This window comes from Pseudomonas sp. ML2-2023-6 (assembly GCF_037055265.1).
Classification (GTDB): Bacteria; Pseudomonadota; Gammaproteobacteria; order Pseudomonadales; family Pseudomonadaceae; genus Aquipseudomonas; species Aquipseudomonas kulmbachensis.
The window spans coordinates 3,027,753-3,043,884 of record NZ_CP146347.1 but is presented as its reverse complement, the minus strand read 5'-3'; the positions used below and the strand labels follow the sequence as shown (position 1 = coordinate 3,043,884).

The following is a 16,132-nucleotide window of genomic DNA, read 5'->3' as shown; positions in this document are numbered from 1 at the left end:
CCTCCGCAATTCTTTTATCCCGCTGGGCAATGTACCCAAGTGATTTTGATAGAGATCATGCACTCTGGACACGAGTGGATTAATCTAGAAGTTCACTTGCAGACCTTTTGTTCACTGCCAAGGTCTACATCAGAGCCTATCAATAAAGGATGAATGCTATGCCTGCCCGCGAACTGCAAGAACAACTCGACACCCTGCGCGAGCAACTGGAACAGAATCCACCGCTCACCCAAGAAGAGCGTGATCATTTGAACCAGCTCTCAACCCAAATCCAGGCTCAGATCGACATCGAAAAGGCCACCAACGATTCCAGCCTCGCCGACAGCGTCAACCTCGCGGTAGAACGCTTCGAGGTCGAGCACCCTACCCTGGCCGTGACGCTGCGCAATATCGTGCAAACCCTGGGTAATATCGGGATCTGACCTGCCCGCTACAGCCCATACACTCGCTCCCACAGTTGATCAATTGCAAAAAAGCCCCGACTCACTTCACATGAGCCGGGGCTTCGTTTTGCTACTCAGGCTGTCAGAGCCCTGATTGACCGCTCAACGCCAGGTCAAGCAGCTCGCGGTTGGCCACCGCGTACATCGCGTAGTCGTTGCCGGTTGCAGCCCGCAGATCGACCAGCATCGCGCGCCAGCGCTCAACCATCGAGTTATTCTGCTCAAGCCACAGCGCCAGGCGCGCTTCGATACTTTCGCCAGCATCCGTCATCTGCAATACCGAGACGGTAATTGCACGCTGCTGCCAGTCGATATCGTCGCGGAACGCTTCGCGGGCCAGCGCCTGCCAGTTGTTTTCAACCGGCAAGTTGCTGATCTGCTGCAGGTACCAGGTCAGGTCCAGTGCGCTGCCAACGGCGAAGTACGCCTTGGCCACATCAGCGGCATTTTGACCGGTCACATCCGACGCTTCGATGATCGGCAGCAAGGTGTACAGGTGCGTAGTACCGGCCACCATCCGCGCCAGCAACTCCGGCACGCCAGCCTCGACGTACGCCTGGTAGCGGGTCTGCCAGCCTTCGCGGGTAGGACCTTCCAGCAATTCGTCGAGCTTGAGGCCCAACGCTGCCAGATGCGGACCGAAGTGCGCCACATCGCGCGCCGCGTCCAGTTCGTTGCGACGGCTGCGCAGGAACCAGCGTGTAGCACGGCGGCCCAGACGCATCAGCTCGTCCATCAGCGCCAGCTGGATTTCAGCCGGCACCTGATAGTCCAGCGCTTCGATCTGACGGAACCAGTGCGGGAGGTGGAAAATGTCGCGCACGATCACGTAAGCACCAGCCACGTTGGCTGCACTCATGCCGGTCGACTCTTTCAAGCGTTCGACAAAGGTGATGCCCATGTGGTTGACCAGATCGTTGGCAATCTGGGTGCTGACGATTTCGCGCTTCAGACGGTGACGACGCATGGCTTCGGCAAACTTGCTGACCAGCATCGGCGGGAACGCGGTTTCCATGTCGCGGGTCAGGTAGACGTCGTCAGGCACCTGGGAGTTTAGCAAGGCCTCCTTGAGGTCGATCTTGCTGTACGAGATCAGCACCGACAGCTCGGCACGAGTCAGGCCATGACCGGCCGCGACACGCTCGTTGAGCTGCTCTTCTGACGGCAGGAACTCAATGGCACGGTCCAGCTTGCCACGGGCTTCCAGATCGTTCATCAGGCGCTTGTATTCGGCAATCCGCTCATAGGCACGACGGGCCGCCAGCGAGATGGCCTGGGTCTGCTTGTAGTTGTTGCCCAGCACCAGACCGCCCACTTCGTCGGTCATGCTGCCCAGCAACTGGTTGCGCTGCTTCTCGGTCATATCGCCAGCCTGCACCACTTCATTGAGCAGGATTTTGATATTCACTTCGTGGTCAGAGCAGTCCACGCCGCCAGCGTTGTCGATAAAGTCGGTGTTGGAGCCACCGCCATTAAGGTTGAACTCGACACGACCCAACTGGGTCATGCCCAGGTTGCCGCCCTCGCCCACTACCTTGCAGCGCAATTCGTTGCCATTGACGCGCAACGCATCGTTGGCCTTGTCGCCAACATCGGCGTGGCTTTCGCTGCTGGCTTTGACGTAAGTACCGATACCGCCGTTCCACAGCAGATCTACTGGCGCCTTGAGCAAGGCGTTGAGCAGTTCGGTCGGGGTCAGCTTGTCGGCACTGATTGCGAAGCGCTCTTTCATCTCGGGCGAGATAGCAATGCTTTTCGCGCTACGGGAGAAGATCCCGCCGCCCGCCGACATGATGCTGGTGTCGTAATCCGACCAAGCCGAACGCGGCAGGTCGAACAGGCGCTGACGCTCAACGAAGCTGTTCGCAGGCTCTGGGTTCGGATCGATAAAGATATGCAGATGGTTGAAAGCCGCGACCAGTTGCAGCTTGTCGGACATCAACAAGCCGTTACCGAACACGTCACCGGCCATATCGCCGACACCGACCACGCTGATGCTGTCTTGCTGAACGTTGATCCCGCGCTCTTTGAAGTGGCGCTGCACGCCGACCCAGGCGCCCTTGGCGGTAATGCCCATTTTTTTATGGTCATAACCGGCCGAGCCGCCCGACGCGAACGCATCACCCAGCCAGAAGCCGTAATCGATGGCGATGCCGTTGGCGATGTCGGAGAACGTTGCAGTGCCCTTGTCGGCGGCAACCACCAGGTACGGGTCATCATCGTCGTGACGAACGACGTTCAATGGCGGCACCAGTGCGCCGTCCTTGAGGTTATCGGTGATGTCCAGCAGGCCGGAAATAAAGATCCGGTAGCAGGCAATCGCCTCAGCCTGGATCTCGTCACGGCCGCCACCCAATGGCAGGCGACGCGGCACGAAACCGCCCTTGGCGCCCACCGGCACGATGACCGAGTTCTTCACTTGCTGGGCTTTTACCAGGCCCAGCACTTCGGTACGGAAGTCTTCTTCACGGTCCGACCAGCGCAAGCCGCCACGCGCCACGTTACCGAAACGCAAGTGCACGCCTTCGACCCGAGGCGAGTACACGAAGATTTCAAATTTCGGTACAGGTTTTGGCAGCTCTGGAATCAGGTGCGGATTGAACTTGAAGCTGAAGTACGAACGGTTATGACCGTTGGCATCCGGCTGGTAGAAGTTGGTGCGCAGAGTGGCTTTGATCAGGTCCAGGTAACGACGCAGGATGCGGTCTTCGTTGAGCACCTGAACATCGTCCAGTGCCGTCAGAATCGCCTGTTCCAGACGCAGTTGCTTGTCTTCCAGGTCTTCGGCCGTGAGTTTGCGCGCCAGATAGAAACGGGTCTTGAACAACCGGGTCAACTCGCGGGCGATGTCGGTGTGGTTGTTCAGGGTGCTGGCGATATAACCCAGGTCAAAGCCCAGGCGGATCTGCTTCAGGTAACGGGCGTAAGCACGCAGCAACGCCACATCACGCCACGGCAAACCGGCAGTCAGTACCAGGCGGTTGAAGGCATCGTTCTCGGCGTCGCCGCTGACGATATGCACGAATGCATCCTGCAGCGTGTCGTTGAGTTGCTGGATATCCAGATTCAAGCCTTCGCCAGCAGTAAAGGCGAAGTCATGAATCCAGAACTCACGACCATTGGCATGACGCAGACGGTACGGGAACTCGCCCAGTACGCGCAGGCCAAGATTTTCCAGAATCGGCAGCACGTCCGACAGCGCCAGCGGTGTATCAGCGTGATACAGCTTGCAATGCAGCTCCTGACCGGCACTCTGGCCCAGGGGCTGATAGAAGCTCATAACCAGCGGGTTTTTCTCGCTGAGGCTCATCAGGTGCTGCATGTCGACCACGGCTGAGTGCGCGGCAAAACGCTCGCGGTAACCTGCCGGAAAGCCCTTGGGGAAGTCCGCCAGCACTTTGGTGCCATTGGCCTCGCCGAAGCTTTCAACCACCAGGCTGGCGTAGTCGTCCTGCCAGCTGCGACAGGCCTGGATCACTTCTTTTTCCAGCAACAGCGGGTCGATATCGATCCGGTTTTTCGGATCAACCCGCAGAATCAGCTGCACACGGGCCAGCACCGACTCAGAGAAGAAGGTCCAGAACTCGCAATCCGACGCTTGCAGACGCTCCATCAGCACCTGCTGGATTTTCTGCCGAACTTCGGTGGAGTACACATCACGCGGCACGTAAGCCAGGCAGTAGCAGAAACGGCCATACGGGTCTTTACGCAGGAACACGCGAATCTTGTTGCGCTCCTGGATTTGTACAATCGACATCACGGTGGTGAACAGCTCATCCACAGGTGTCTGGAACAGGTCATCGCGGGGCAGTACTTCAACTACCTGAGCCAGTTCCTTGCCCAGGTGAGCCTTGGGCTGGAAGCCGGAGCGGCGCTCGATTTCTGCAACCTTGCGACGGATATAAGGGATTTCCCGCACGCTTTCGCCGTACACCGAAGAGGTATACAGGCCCATAAAGCGGCATTCCTTGATCACCTTGCCGTCGGCATCGATCTGACGGATCGACACATAGTCAGGGTAAGCCGGGCGATGCACGCGGCTTGGGTGCGCAGCCTTGGCAAACGACAGCAGGGTCGGCATGCGCAGGTAGCTGACGGCGTAATCTTCAATCCGCAAGTCTTCGGCGGTCAGGCCGGAGCGCAGCAGCTTGGTCAGACCGAGGAAAGAGTCGGCGTCATATTCGATATGCCCGCCATCTGCCTCGTCACGTACCACAAATTCTTCGTAGCCCAGGAAGGTGAAGTGGTTACCCACCAGCCATTCCAGGAAGCTCTTGACCTCGGCCTTTTCACCGGCATCAACCACGTACTGGCAGTTGTCGACACTCGCCAGCAACTCCTGAACCTTGGCCTTCATTGGCTCAAAATCAGCCACGGCAATACGCACTTCGCCCAGAACCTGCTCCAGTTCCTTGCTCAGCACATTCAGTTCAGCGGCATTGGCGCAGCGATCGATTTCCAGATACATCAGCGACTCTTGCGAGATGCCTTCACCGGTAGTGCCCTTGGGCAGGATTTCCAGCAACTCGCCCTTGCTGCCACGGCGTACGCTCAATACCGTGGTTTGCAGGGTGTGGATGCTGTAACCGCGACGGTTCAGCTCGGTACGCACCGAGTCCACCAGGAACGGCAGGTCGTGATGCAGTACTTCGACCGCAGTGTGCGTCGACTGCCAGCCGTGACGTTCGTAATCAGGGTTAAAGACCCGCACTTGCGGCTGGGCCGGGTCGAAACGCTCCAGCAAACGCCAGGCCGACAGCGTGCAGCCTGCCAGGTCGGACATCCGACGTTGAGTGAGTTCATCCAGAGAAATGATGCCGAAGAATTGCTCAGCGAACAGCGCCACTTGTGGCAGTGCCTGTTCACTGATGTGCTGCGCCAGTGCTGCTTGCAGTTGATGCTGGAAGTCGGCTTTGCTGGCTGCGGTGAAGAACGCCATCTGTGGTACTCCGCTTGGGCTTGTTATTGAGAGAAGCGTCGCGTGTTATTCCCGCGTGGGGAGCTGCCAATACTGTGCAAGGCCGGACTTGGCAATTCACCTGCAAAACACAGCATGACAGGGAGGTGAAGCTGGCCGTGACCCGCGGGTCACATTCACGTTCCAGGATGGGTATCTACAAAAACGACTGCCGGATAAACAGGCTGTGCCTTTAGAGATAACTATCACCGCGCAGCTTAACGATTGAGCCGTACAGCCTGCTTACGGTGCGGCGACATATTCGGTCATCGGCACGCAACCTCAAGCGCGGTTACTGAACAACCCTAGCATTCACACGCGAAAAACCTTCATAAAAGCCCCGTAGTTTCTGTAGCGCATATTAGAAAAGACTGAGCTTTTAGCCCATTGCACCATTCAAACCAGCACAAATCGGTTCAGGCTGGCAAAATTGGCTTCTGTTCGACCTACCCGCGCCCAGAGCGCCAGGAATTTCCCATGCAAATGACCACCGACCACCTGCTCGCCAACCCGTGCGATGACGAAGAAGACAACATGGCCATGCTGTGCTGCCACACGGATCAGGGCGAAATGTTCCTGATGACCCGTTACCCGGACGAAGACGAGCTGGAAATCACCCTTGAAGACGAGCCCTCGACACTGGACGGGATCAAAGTCACCTTGAGCCCGACCCGCCTGCTGATTGAAATCAGCGCTGGCGATGCTGACGTGCTCAAGGGCGACGACCATCTGGAAATCCTTCACAACACCGCGGCCGCAGACCTGGCCGAAGTCGAAGAGACCTTGCAGAACATCCTCAAAGGCACCGGCACCTATATCAGCGAGCTGAATTAACTCTCGAGCCTTGCAGGGACCATTGTGGGAGCGAGCTTGCTCGCGATGCAGGCGAAGCGGTGTATCTGGCACACTGCACTAATACCATCGCGAGCAAGCCCGCTCCCACAGTTATGCACCTCCACTGAAGCTCACAGGTAGCACCGCCATGCCCCCGATCTTCGATGCCCACTGCCATATTATCGACAGCGCTTACCCGTTGATTCCCAACAATGGCTATCTACCCGACTTTTTCAGTGTCGATGATTACCTGTCGCGGGCAGAACCGCTGGGCATCGTCGGTGGCGCCGTGGTTTCCGGCTCATTTCAAGGCTTTGATCAGACTTACCTGATCGCTGCCTTGAAGCGGCTGGGGCCAGGCTTTGTGGGGGTCACGCAACTTCCTGCCAGTGTCACCGACGCCGAGTTGCAAACCCTGCACCAGCACGGCGTACGCGCCCTGCGTTTTAACCTCAAGCGCGGTGGCTCAGAGCAACTCGATCAACTCGAAACACTGGCCAGGCGCGTATATGAGCAGGTGGGTTGGCACTCGGAGCTGTATATCGATTCACGCGAGCTGGAGGCCATAGAAACCCGCCTGCGACGCTTGCCTGCGTTGAGCATCGACCATCTGGGGTTAAGCCATGAAGGCCTGCCCTGCCTGCTGCGTTTGGCCGAGCACGGCGTACGCGTCAAGGCCTGTGGCTTTGGTCGGGTCGACTTTGCCGTACCGCACGTGTTGCAACAGATCCATAGCGCCAACCCCAACGTCCTGATGTTTGGCACCGACCTGCCGTCAACCCGTGCTCCCCGCCCCTTTGCCGACAACGACATCCCACTGTTGATTGATGCCCTGGGTGAAGACGGCGCGCGCAGGGCCCTGTGGCAGAACGCAAGAGCGTTTTACTTTTAGCCCTTGAGCCGACTCATCACAATCACGCTACCCACCACGATTGCAGCACCCACAACCACCCCGGCCGAGACGGGGCTGCCCAGAACAACCGCCGCCATCACCATGGCCACCGGCGGGATCAGATACATCACCCCTACCGAGCGGCTGACCTCGGTATGCGCCAGCACATAGGCCCACAACAGATACGCCAGGGCACTGGGGAACAGGCCTAGCAGCAATATCGCCCAATTGACTCGAGCCGGAGCATTGCGCACTTCATCTACAAGCCCAGGCCAATAGGCACACAACATCAGCGTCCCGGCCCAGACCATGTAACAGACGATGGTCAGCGGGCTATAGCGATTGCCATAGTGCTTTTGCAAGGCGAAGTAGATGCTCCACGACAGCGCAGCCACTAGCAGCAGTAACCCTTGAGGGCGAAACTCACCAACACCCTTGTCCGCCCAGATCACCAGCACCACACCAACCAGCCCCACCGCCACCCATAGCCAGCGCCAGCGGCTCACCGATTCCTTGAGAAAAATGGCGGCAATTAGTGTGCTGAACAACGGCGCCGTCTGCGCCAGTACACTCGAAGCCCCCGGGCTGACCCAGCGCTGGCCCATATTCAACACCACGTGATGCAACACCACCGCAAAAAAACCCAGCAACATCAGCCATGGCACATCACGCAGCCGGGGCAGGCCAATCCCGGCAAACAGCGCAATTACAGCCATAAAGGCCGATGCAATCAGAAACCGGAGCAAAGCCAGATGCCCCGGCGTATAGCTCTCCAGGCCAATATGAATGCCGATCGGTGAATATGCCCAACACAGCACAACGGCGGCCATGGCCGCGACAAGCTTCAGAGAAAACGACACGTTGACGACCTGTACACCCGAATGAAGTAGCGAGCAGTGTTTATCGCGCTCGCAAGCGGCCACAAGTGAGATATAAAGAGCCCAGAATTCATCAGGAGTGAACAATGGAGCTCAGCCAGTTGCGCATGGTCAAGGCCGTGGCAGAGTGCGGCAGCATTGCACTGGCCGCCCGGCAGTTGCATTGCGTGCCGTCCAACATCACCACCCGTATCAAACAGCTCGAAAGCGAGTTGGGGACTGCGCTGTTTACCCGCGCAGGTCGGGGGCTGTGCATCAGTGCGGCGGGCCAGGTGTTTCTGGGTTACAGCGAACAGATCCTGGCCTTGGTCGATCAGGCCAAACGCGCCGTAACGCCCCACGCCGTGCCCACCGGCAAGCTGCGCATCGGTGCTATCGAGTCTTGCGCCACGGCCCGACTACCACCCTTACTGGCGATATTTCATCAGCGCTACCCGCAGGTATCGCTGGAACTGGTGACAGGCAAGTCGCAGCAATTGCTTGAAGACGTAAAACACCACCGCCTTGACGGCGTACTGGTCGCAGGCCAGATCAACCTGCCCAAACTGTCCAAAACAACGCTGTATCACGAACAACTGGTGTTGATTGCCAGCCCCGAACTTGAGCCTCTCGCACAACTGGGCGATGTGCATCAACACACCGTGTTCATGTGGCCTGTGGGTTGCCCGTACCGTGCGGCACTGGAGAACTGGGTGGCTGAGCACCGTCTGCAAATCAACAGCGTCGATTACGCCAACTGGGGCAGCATTATTGGTTGCGTCAGCGCAGGCGCAGGTCTGGCACTGGTGCCGGAGAGCATCCTGCAGCGCTTTGGCGGGACCGCGCACCTGACTACCTATCGCTTTGCCGAACTGGCGCCCATGCCCAACCTGTTTTTCTGGCACAGCGAAACCGGCCTGCACGGGCCGCGAGATGCCTTTGCGGCGCTGTTGACGGAGCATTTTCAGGCGGACCTGCCTGCGTAGCAGCTGCCGAGGAACGAAGGCTGCGTTCGGCGACGCAGTCGTCGCAAATCAGGCGCCTCGGTGTGTCAGCGATATTGAGTACTCAGGTTTTACGACGACTGCGTCGCCGAACGCAGCCTCGTTCCTTCGGCAGCTGCTACGGGATGCCCGTCAGCTTTCACACCTCCCAAACCCCATGCAGATGAGCACCATTCTCAACAACCCTGCGCATTTCAGATTTTTCCATAAAAAGCCCCCCGCCATTAGTCCGCAGCACCCTCAATGGATTAAAGTAACGCCCCCAGCCCCGGCGTAACTCTTGCGCCGCCGGTGTCCTTTTCAGGAACAGTCATCGATGGAACATCGTGAAGCGCTGCTTGCGCTGCGAACCTTTCTCTCAACGCAGATCCTCGGTCAGGAAAAACTCATCGACCGCTTGCTGATCGCGTTGCTCGCTGACGGCCATATGCTCGTCGAAGGCGCACCCGGTCTGGCCAAGACCAAGGCCATCAAAGAACTGGCTGAAGGCATTGAAGCGCAGTTCCATCGAATTCAGTTCACCCCCGATCTGCTGCCCGCCGACATCACCGGTACCGAGATCTATCGCCCCGAAACCGGCAGCTTCGTGTTTCAGCAAGGCCCAATCTTCCACAACCTGGTGCTGGCGGACGAAATCAACCGTGCCCCGGCCAAGGTCCAATCCGCCTTGCTTGAAGCCATGGCCGAGCGCCAGGTCAGTGTCGGGCGCAGCACGTACGAGCTGTCACCGCTGTTTCTGGTGATGGCCACGCAAAACCCCATCGAGCAGGAAGGCACCTACCCGTTGCCCGAAGCCCAGCTCGACCGCTTTCTGATGCATGTCAAAATCGGCTTCCCGGACGCTGCCGTCGAACGGCGCATCCTGCAACAGGCCCGTGGCGAAGCCCTCAACGGCGAAACCAAGCCAGAGCGCAGGGTCAGCCAGCAGGCGATTTTTGCCGCACGCAAGGAAATCCTCGGGCTGTACATGGCCGATGCCGTGGAGGAATACCTGGTGCAACTGGTGATGGCGACCCGTACCCCAGGCAAGTTCGACCCCGAGATGGCCGACTGGATCGCCTACGGCGCCAGCCCTCGAGGCTCAATTGCGCTGGATCGTTGCGCGCGGGCCCACGCCTGGCTGGCCGGGCGCGACTTCGTCAGCCCCGAAGACATCCAGGCCGTGCTGTTTGATGTGTTGCGTCACCGCATCATCCTGTCGTTCGAAGCCGAAGCCGCCGGTATCGACCAGGACCGCGTGGTGCAGCGCATCCTCGACGTCGTTGCCGTTGCCTGACCGATGAACAACCCTCTGCCCGCCGAACCCGGAATCCGCGTCACCCTCGCCGAGCTGATCGAGATGCGCCATCGGGTGCGCGAAGTGCAACTGTTCTCCTCCCCCAGCCAGCGCAGCCCGCTGGTGGGGTTGCATCACTCGAAATTGCGCGGGCGCGGGGTCGACTTCGACCAGGTACGGGTCTATCAGGCCGGTGACGATGTACGCACCATCGACTGGCGCGTTACGGCACGCACCCAGGAGCCGCACACCAAGATGTTCCATGAGGAACGCGAGCGGCCGATTTTCATCCTCGCAGAACAAAGCCGACGGCTGTTTTTCGGCTCGGGGCTGATGTTCAAATCAGTGCTTGCCGCCCAGGCCGCCAGCCTGATTGGCTGGGCCGCACTGGGGCACAACGACCGCGTCGGCGGGCTGGTGTTTGGCGACCACGAACACTACGAAATCAAACCCAGACGCAGCAAGCAAAGCCTGTTGCAGTTGCTTAACCGGCTGGTGCGGGTCAATCAGTCATTGCACACCGAGGTGCAATCGGACCGCGATGCCTTGGGCATGGCGCTGATCCGCGCCCGCGAAGTACTGCGCCCCGGCAGCCTGGTGATCGTGATCTGCGATGAACGCGCCCTCACCGACGCCGCCGAGCAGCAACTGAGTCTGCTGTCGCGCCACTGCGACCTGATTCTCCTGCCGCTGTCCGACCCGCTGGACCACGCCCTCCCCGCTGCCGGGCTGTTACGCTTTGCCGAGCGCGGCGCCCAGCTGGAACTCGATACGCTCAACTATGATTTGCGTCAGGCCTACCGCGCCCAGGCCGAAGCCCGGATCGCCCGCTGGGAACTGCTGGCGCAAAAACTGCGGGTGTTGCTTATGCCGCTGAGCACCCAAAGTGAAATGATCGAACAACTGCGCGAATACCTGAACGCCAAGCGTCCCGGCAAAGCCTCATGAAAGAACTCGAACAGCTGCAACCCCTGATCACGCCCCCGGCGATTGGCCTGTGGCCACCAGCGCCAGGCTGGTGGGTGCTGCTGATTGTGCTGCCCGCGCTGGGTTGGGGGCTGTGGTGGCTGCGCCGCTACCTGCCCGCCAAACGCCAGCCAGGTCGCACCGAGCAGCCACTGGACCCGGTTCGCCTGGCGGCCCTCGAAGAACTGGCACGCTTTCAAAAGCCCTACGACGGCGCGCCCGCTGGTGCCTGGCTGCAACAGCTTAACGGCCTGCTCAAACGCCTGTGCCGCAACCACTACCCGTACAGCCAGAGCCATACGCTCAATGGCCGCAAGTGGCTGGCCTTCCTCGATAACCGCTGCCCTGCAGCCGGGTTGACCCGCTGGATGGTGCTGGTTGAAGGTGCCTACAAGCCCGAATGCAAGCTCGATGACAAAGCCATCGCCGGGCTTAATCAGGCGGTGGAAACCTGGATTCGCAAACATGTTTGAATTTGCCTGGCCGTGGCTCTTCGCCCTGCTGCCTCTGCCCTGGCTGATGCGCCTGGTGCTGCCGCCTGCCGACAGCGGCGAAGCGGCGCTGCAGGTCAGCTTTCTCGGCGACCTCGAGCAACTGGTGCAACGCAAGGCACGAGCCAGCATGCCCTCCTGGCGCCAGCAAATTCCCTATGTGCTGCTATGGCTACTGCTGTTGACGGCAGCCGCCCGCCCACAGTGGCTGGGTGAGCCGCTGCCGATAGCCGCCAGTGGCCGTGATTTGCTGGTGGCGGTGGATGTATCGGGCTCGATGGACTACCCGGATATGCAATGGCAGGGCGAAGACGTCAGCCGCCTCGACCTGGTCAAAAGCCTGCTCGGGGACTTTCTGGAAAACCGCGAAGGTGACCGCGTCGGGCTGATCCTGTTCGGTAGCCAGGCTTACCTGCAAGCGCCACTGACTTTCGACCGCCACACCGTTCACACCTGGCTCAACGAAGCGCGGATCGGCATTGCCGGTAAAAACACTGCCATCGGCGACGCCATTGGCCTGGCGCTCAAGCGCTTGCGCCAACGCCCGGCACAGAGCCGGGTGCTGATTTTGATCACCGACGGCGCCAACAACGGCGGCCAGATCGACCCGTTGACGGCAGCACGCCTGGCTGGCGATGAAGGCATAAAAATCTATCCGATCGGGATTGGCGCCGACCCGCAGGAAAGCAGCAAGGGCATGTTCAGCATCAACCCAGGGGTCGATCTTGATGAACCGGCCCTCGAAGAAATCGCCAAAATAACCGGTGGCCAATATTTCCGTGCCCGCGATGGCGGTGAACTCTCGGCCATCAAGGACACTCTTGACCAACTTGAGCCCGTGGCCCAGCAGCCGACCCAGGCGCGCCCGGCGCATGCACTCTACAGTTGGCCATTGGCCGTTGCCCTGCTGCTGAGCGTACTGCTGGTGATACGCGAACTGTGGCCCAACAACCCCGTGCAACGCTGGCTGAGCAAGGAGCATTTTTTGCAGCAACACCCTGACTGGCGCGCACGGCTCAAACGCCTGCGCCTGCGTAGACGCCGATGAGCGCACTCTGGCCACACTGGTTTCGTCCCGAATGGCTGCTGGTCCTGCCGCTGCTCGGCTGGCTGCTATGGAAGCGCTGGCACCGGGAAAAGCGCGCAGGTCGCTGGCAGATGATCCTGCCGGTCGCCTTCCATCGCGTACTGCTCAGCGGCGGCAATGGCCGCAACAGCAAGTTGCCGTGGATTGCCCTCGGGCTCGGCTGGCTACTGGCAGTGCTGGCCTTGCTCGGCCCCAGCTGGCAACGGGTTGAGCAGCCCACACAAAAACCCGCCGACCCGCTGGTGGTCATGCTTGAGCTGACCCCCGAGATGCTCGCCACCGACAGCTCGCCCAACCGGCTGGAGCAGGCACGCCGCAAGCTCTACGACCTGCTGCAAAACCGCAGCGATGCGCAAACCGCGGTGATCGTCTACGCCGGTAGCGCCCATACGCTGGTGCCGCTGTCCGATGATCTGGCCACCAGCCGCAACCTGCTTGAGGCCCTCAAGCCATCAATCATGCCGCAACCGGGCCATCGCGCAGACCTGGCGATTACCAAGGCCCTGGCCCTGCTCGATCAGGGCGCCCTGGGCCAGGGTCGTTTGCTGCTGATCACATCTTCGCTCAGCGAACAGGAGCGTAACGGCATTCGCCAGGCGCTGAATGGCCACACCCCGCAGTTGCTGATACTCGGGATTGGCAGTCGCGAGGGAGCGCCGGTGGTTGACGAAAGCGGGCAGTTCCTCAAGGACGATCAGGGCGCCATCCTCCTGCCGCGCCTCGACAGCCCAAGCCTGCGCTCATTTGCCCTGGATGTGGACGGGCGCTATCGCCAGGCACGTCTGGATGACAATGACCTGCGCGGGCTGGGCCTGCTCGACGGCCCTCAACACCTGCGCGATGACGGCCAGACCCTGCATCTGGATACCTGGGCTGACCAGGGTTACTGGCTGTTGCTGCCACTGTTGCTGCTGGTAGCCTGCGCTGGGCGGCGCGGCTGGCTGTTCTGCCTGCCCTTGCTGTTGATACTGGCGCCCCAACCCGGCTATGCCATGAGTTTTACCGATCTGTGGCTGCGCCCTGACCAGCAAGGCATGCGCCTGCTGCAGCAAAAACAGCCGCTGCAAGCCATCGAGCACTTCAGCGACCCGCTCTGGCAAGGTCTGGCGCTCTATCAGGCGGGCGACTACGCCGGTGCCGCGCTGCGTTTTGCCGAGGTCAACAACGCCAGCGCGCACTATAATCGCGGCAATGCACTGGCCATGAATGGCGAGCTGGCCGCGGCCATCGATGCCTATGAACAGGCGCTTGAGCTGCAACCCGAGTTGCAGGCCGCCGCACTGAACAAGGCCTTGGTCGAACAGTTGCTTGAACAGCAGCAAGCCCAGGCCCAGGCTGAGCAAACACCCGAGCCCCCTCCTGCACCTGCCGAGTCTGAAACCCCGCTCAGCACCAGCGCGCAGGGCGCCTCCAGCACCACGGCGCAGAATGAAGACAACAGCTCGGCCAGCAGCTCCACCACCGAGACGCCTGCTAACGAGCAGCCCGCACCGGGAACAGCCCCGAATGCCGAGGCCGAGCCAGGTGAAGAACCGCCCACGCGCCCGCCAGCACCAGCGGCCAACCAGACCGAAGAAGAACAGCGCCAGGCGCTGGAACAATGGCTCAGACAGATTCCCGACAACCCCAGCGAATTGTTGCGACGCAAATTCTGGTACGAACAGCAGCTACATCAGGACACGCCTAAATGAACCGCCTCTGCGTTTTGCTTCTTTTGCTGTGTTGCTGGACCCTCCCCGCACACGCCCTGGGATTGGCCGCCAGCGTTGACCGCGACCAGCTCAACTCCGGTGAAACCGTGGAGCTGACCCTGGAATCCGATGACGTCACGCTGTTCGGCAAGCCGGACCTGACACCGCTGGACGGGCTGTTTGAAGTCCGCGGCACGCGCCAGGTCAACCAACTCAACAGCATCAGCGATGACAACAAGGGCACCACCCGCTGGATCATCACCCTGCAACCCAAACAAACCGGGACGGTGGTTATTCCGGCGCTGCAAATCGGCAATTACCACAGCCAGCCGATCAACCTCAACGTGACCCAAAGCGTGGCCAGTGACAATGAGCTGGCCCCGGTGTTTATTGAAGCCAGCCTCGACCAGCCCAGCGTCTATGTGCAGGCCCAAGCGTTATTGACCCTGCGCATCTACCATTCCGTAGCGCTCTACGACGACAGCAACCTGACCCCCTTGCACCTGGACGACGCCATCGTCGAGCAACTAGGTGAATCGCGCACCTACGAAAAACTGATCAACGGCATACGCCACGGCGTGATTGAGCGCCGCTACGGGATTTACCCGCAACACAGCGGCGAGCTGATGATCCCGGCTCAAACCTTTAGCGCCACCCAGGTCGACAGCCAGCAGGCCACGGCCCCTGCCCCGCTAGGCCCCAAACCTGGAAAAATGGTCCATGTGACCTCGACCGAAATCGCGCTGAATGTCCTGCCCAAGCCTGAATCCTACCCGCCCAATGCTCCATGGCTGCCTGCGCGCAGCTTGAGCATGAGCGAAACCTGGAACCCCGAACCGGACCATACGCTGGTCGGTGAGTCGCTGACCCGCACACTCACCCTCAAGGCCGAGGGCCTGTCCAGCGCCCAGTTGCCGCCACTGCCCGCCACTGACGTCAACGGCTTGCGGCGCTATCCCGATCTGCCGCAGTTGAGCAACCAAGTCACCGAAAGCGGCCTGATCGGCAGCCGCGAAGAGCGCGAAGCACTGGTGCCGACACGGGTCGGACAAATCGAGCTGCCCGCCGTCGAAGTGGTGTGGTGGAACACCCATGAAGACCACCTGGAACGCACTTACCTGCCCGCCCGTACACTAATGGCTGCGGCCAATCCCAACTTGGCCGTGGACACTCCCGCCAGCGGTACGCCGACGGCATTGAGCGAAGAGTCATCGCTGTGGATCTGGCAGCTCAGCACCCTGTTCCTGGCCTGTACCACCCTGGCGAGCCTGGGCCTGTGGTGGCGTGCGCGCTGGCAACCGGCAATATTGCGCGCAGCGCAAACCGGACCCAGCCCGCGCACCCTGCTTGACGACCTGAAACGCGCCAGCCTGGCCAATGACCCGCACGCCACACGCCAGGCACTGGATGCCTGGGCACGGCAACAGCCGGAAACCCTGGCCGACATGGCCGCGCGTTTTGTGTTGCTGTCCGATGCCCTCGATGGCCTCAACGGCGCGCTGTACAGCGAAACCGGCCAATACTGGCAAGGCGAAGAACTGTGGAAGGCGATTCGCAGCATCCCTGCCGCCGAACGCGAGCAAGACACCGCCAGCGAACCGAGCAGCCTGCCACCGCTCTACCCTAAATAATTT

Annotated in this window: 12 protein-coding genes; 10 read left to right on the top strand and 2 right to left on the bottom strand. The window is 60.3% G+C overall.

Annotated features, from left to right (window positions below; translation table 11 throughout):
• The first annotated feature begins 158 nt into the window (after positions 1-158).
• A complete protein-coding gene (locus V6L79_RS13985; RefSeq protein WP_261742061.1) occupies positions 159-422 on the top strand; it encodes a DUF4404 family protein in 264 nt (87 codons plus the stop codon).
• 103 nt (positions 423-525) lie between these two features.
• Here V6L79_RS13985 and V6L79_RS13980 read toward each other — a convergent pair whose 3' ends face one another.
• On the bottom strand, positions 526-5,382 hold the full coding sequence (locus V6L79_RS13980) for an NAD-glutamate dehydrogenase (RefSeq protein WP_261742060.1): 4,857 nt from the start codon (positions 5,380-5,382) through the stop codon (positions 526-528).
• A gap of 495 nt (positions 5,383-5,877) precedes the next feature.
• On the opposite strand from V6L79_RS13980, the gene V6L79_RS13975 reads away from it, so the two are divergent.
• Both V6L79_RS13975 and V6L79_RS13970 read left to right on the top strand, forming a co-directional pair.
• Entirely contained in the window at positions 5,878-6,234 is a 357-nt protein-coding gene (locus tag V6L79_RS13975; RefSeq protein ID WP_261742059.1) for a hypothetical protein, read from the top strand.
• Between the two features lie 148 nt (positions 6,235-6,382).
• Positions 6,383-7,126: an amidohydrolase family protein gene (locus V6L79_RS13970; protein WP_261742058.1), complete on the top strand. Its 744-nt coding sequence runs from the start codon at positions 6,383-6,385 to the stop codon at positions 7,124-7,126.
• Here V6L79_RS13970 and V6L79_RS13965 read toward each other — a convergent pair.
• The gene (locus V6L79_RS13965; protein ID WP_321836501.1) at positions 7,123-7,956 is read right to left on the bottom strand and encodes a DMT family transporter; all 834 of its coding nucleotides are present in this window, start codon (positions 7,954-7,956) and stop codon (positions 7,123-7,125) included. The genes V6L79_RS13970 and V6L79_RS13965 overlap by 4 nt on opposite strands.
• Positions 7,957-8,090: 134 nt before the next feature.
• On the opposite strand from V6L79_RS13965, the gene V6L79_RS13960 reads away from it, so the two are divergent.
• The 7 genes from V6L79_RS13960 (at position 8,091) to V6L79_RS13930 (ending at position 16,129) form a co-directional block, all read left to right on the top strand.
• Positions 8,091-8,969, top strand: a complete 879-nt coding sequence (locus V6L79_RS13960; protein ID WP_261742057.1) for a LysR family transcriptional regulator — start codon at positions 8,091-8,093, stop codon at positions 8,967-8,969.
• Positions 8,970-9,303: 334 nt separating this feature from the next.
• Positions 9,304-10,263, top strand: a complete 960-nt coding sequence (locus tag V6L79_RS13955) for a MoxR family ATPase (protein WP_003444726.1) — start codon at positions 9,304-9,306, stop codon at positions 10,261-10,263.
• Positions 10,264-10,266: 3 nt separating this feature from the next.
• Entirely contained in the window at positions 10,267-11,211 is a 945-nt protein-coding gene (locus V6L79_RS13950; RefSeq protein WP_261742056.1) for a DUF58 domain-containing protein, read from the top strand.
• Positions 11,208-11,702 (top strand): DUF4381 domain-containing protein, encoded by a 495-nt coding sequence (locus V6L79_RS13945; protein WP_261742055.1) that lies wholly within the window; start codon positions 11,208-11,210, stop codon positions 11,700-11,702. The genes V6L79_RS13950 and V6L79_RS13945 overlap by 4 nt, the downstream gene beginning before the upstream one ends.
• Positions 11,695-12,768, top strand: a complete 1,074-nt coding sequence (locus tag V6L79_RS13940) for a VWA domain-containing protein (protein WP_338578991.1) — start codon at positions 11,695-11,697, stop codon at positions 12,766-12,768. The genes V6L79_RS13945 and V6L79_RS13940 overlap by 8 nt, the downstream gene beginning before the upstream one ends.
• Positions 12,765-14,498, top strand: coding sequence for a VWA domain-containing protein (locus V6L79_RS13935; protein WP_338578990.1), 1,734 nt, complete (start codon positions 12,765-12,767; stop codon positions 14,496-14,498). The genes V6L79_RS13940 and V6L79_RS13935 overlap by 4 nt, the downstream gene beginning before the upstream one ends.
• Positions 14,495-16,129, top strand: coding sequence for a BatD family protein (locus V6L79_RS13930; RefSeq protein WP_338578989.1), 1,635 nt, complete (start codon positions 14,495-14,497; stop codon positions 16,127-16,129). Before V6L79_RS13935 ends, V6L79_RS13930 begins: the two co-directional genes overlap by 4 nt.
• Positions 16,130-16,132: the final 3 nt, after the last annotated feature.

Bases quoted from the DNA above. Each gene is read 5' to 3' on its own strand.
- V6L79_RS13985 (WP_261742061.1), top strand. From the start codon at position 159: ATGCCTGCCCGCGAACTGCAAGAACAACTCGACACCCTGCGCGAGCAA.
- V6L79_RS13980 (WP_261742060.1), bottom strand. From the start codon at position 5,382: ATGGCGTTCTTCACCGCAGCCAGCAAAGCCGACTTCCAGCATCAACTG.
- V6L79_RS13975 (WP_261742059.1), top strand. From the start codon at position 5,878: ATGCAAATGACCACCGACCACCTGCTCGCCAACCCGTGCGATGACGAA.
- V6L79_RS13970 (WP_261742058.1), top strand. From the start codon at position 6,383: ATGCCCCCGATCTTCGATGCCCACTGCCATATTATCGACAGCGCTTAC.
- V6L79_RS13965 (WP_321836501.1), bottom strand. From the start codon at position 7,956: ATGGCCGCCGTTGTGCTGTGTTGGGCATATTCACCGATCGGCATTCAT.
- V6L79_RS13960 (WP_261742057.1), top strand. From the start codon at position 8,091: ATGGAGCTCAGCCAGTTGCGCATGGTCAAGGCCGTGGCAGAGTGCGGC.
- V6L79_RS13955 (WP_003444726.1), top strand. From the start codon at position 9,304: ATGGAACATCGTGAAGCGCTGCTTGCGCTGCGAACCTTTCTCTCAACG.
- V6L79_RS13950 (WP_261742056.1), top strand. From the start codon at position 10,267: ATGAACAACCCTCTGCCCGCCGAACCCGGAATCCGCGTCACCCTCGCC.
- V6L79_RS13945 (WP_261742055.1), top strand. From the start codon at position 11,208: ATGAAAGAACTCGAACAGCTGCAACCCCTGATCACGCCCCCGGCGATT.
- V6L79_RS13940 (WP_338578991.1), top strand. From the start codon at position 11,695: ATGTTTGAATTTGCCTGGCCGTGGCTCTTCGCCCTGCTGCCTCTGCCC.
- V6L79_RS13935 (WP_338578990.1), top strand. From the start codon at position 12,765: ATGAGCGCACTCTGGCCACACTGGTTTCGTCCCGAATGGCTGCTGGTC.
- V6L79_RS13930 (WP_338578989.1), top strand. From the start codon at position 14,495: ATGAACCGCCTCTGCGTTTTGCTTCTTTTGCTGTGTTGCTGGACCCTC.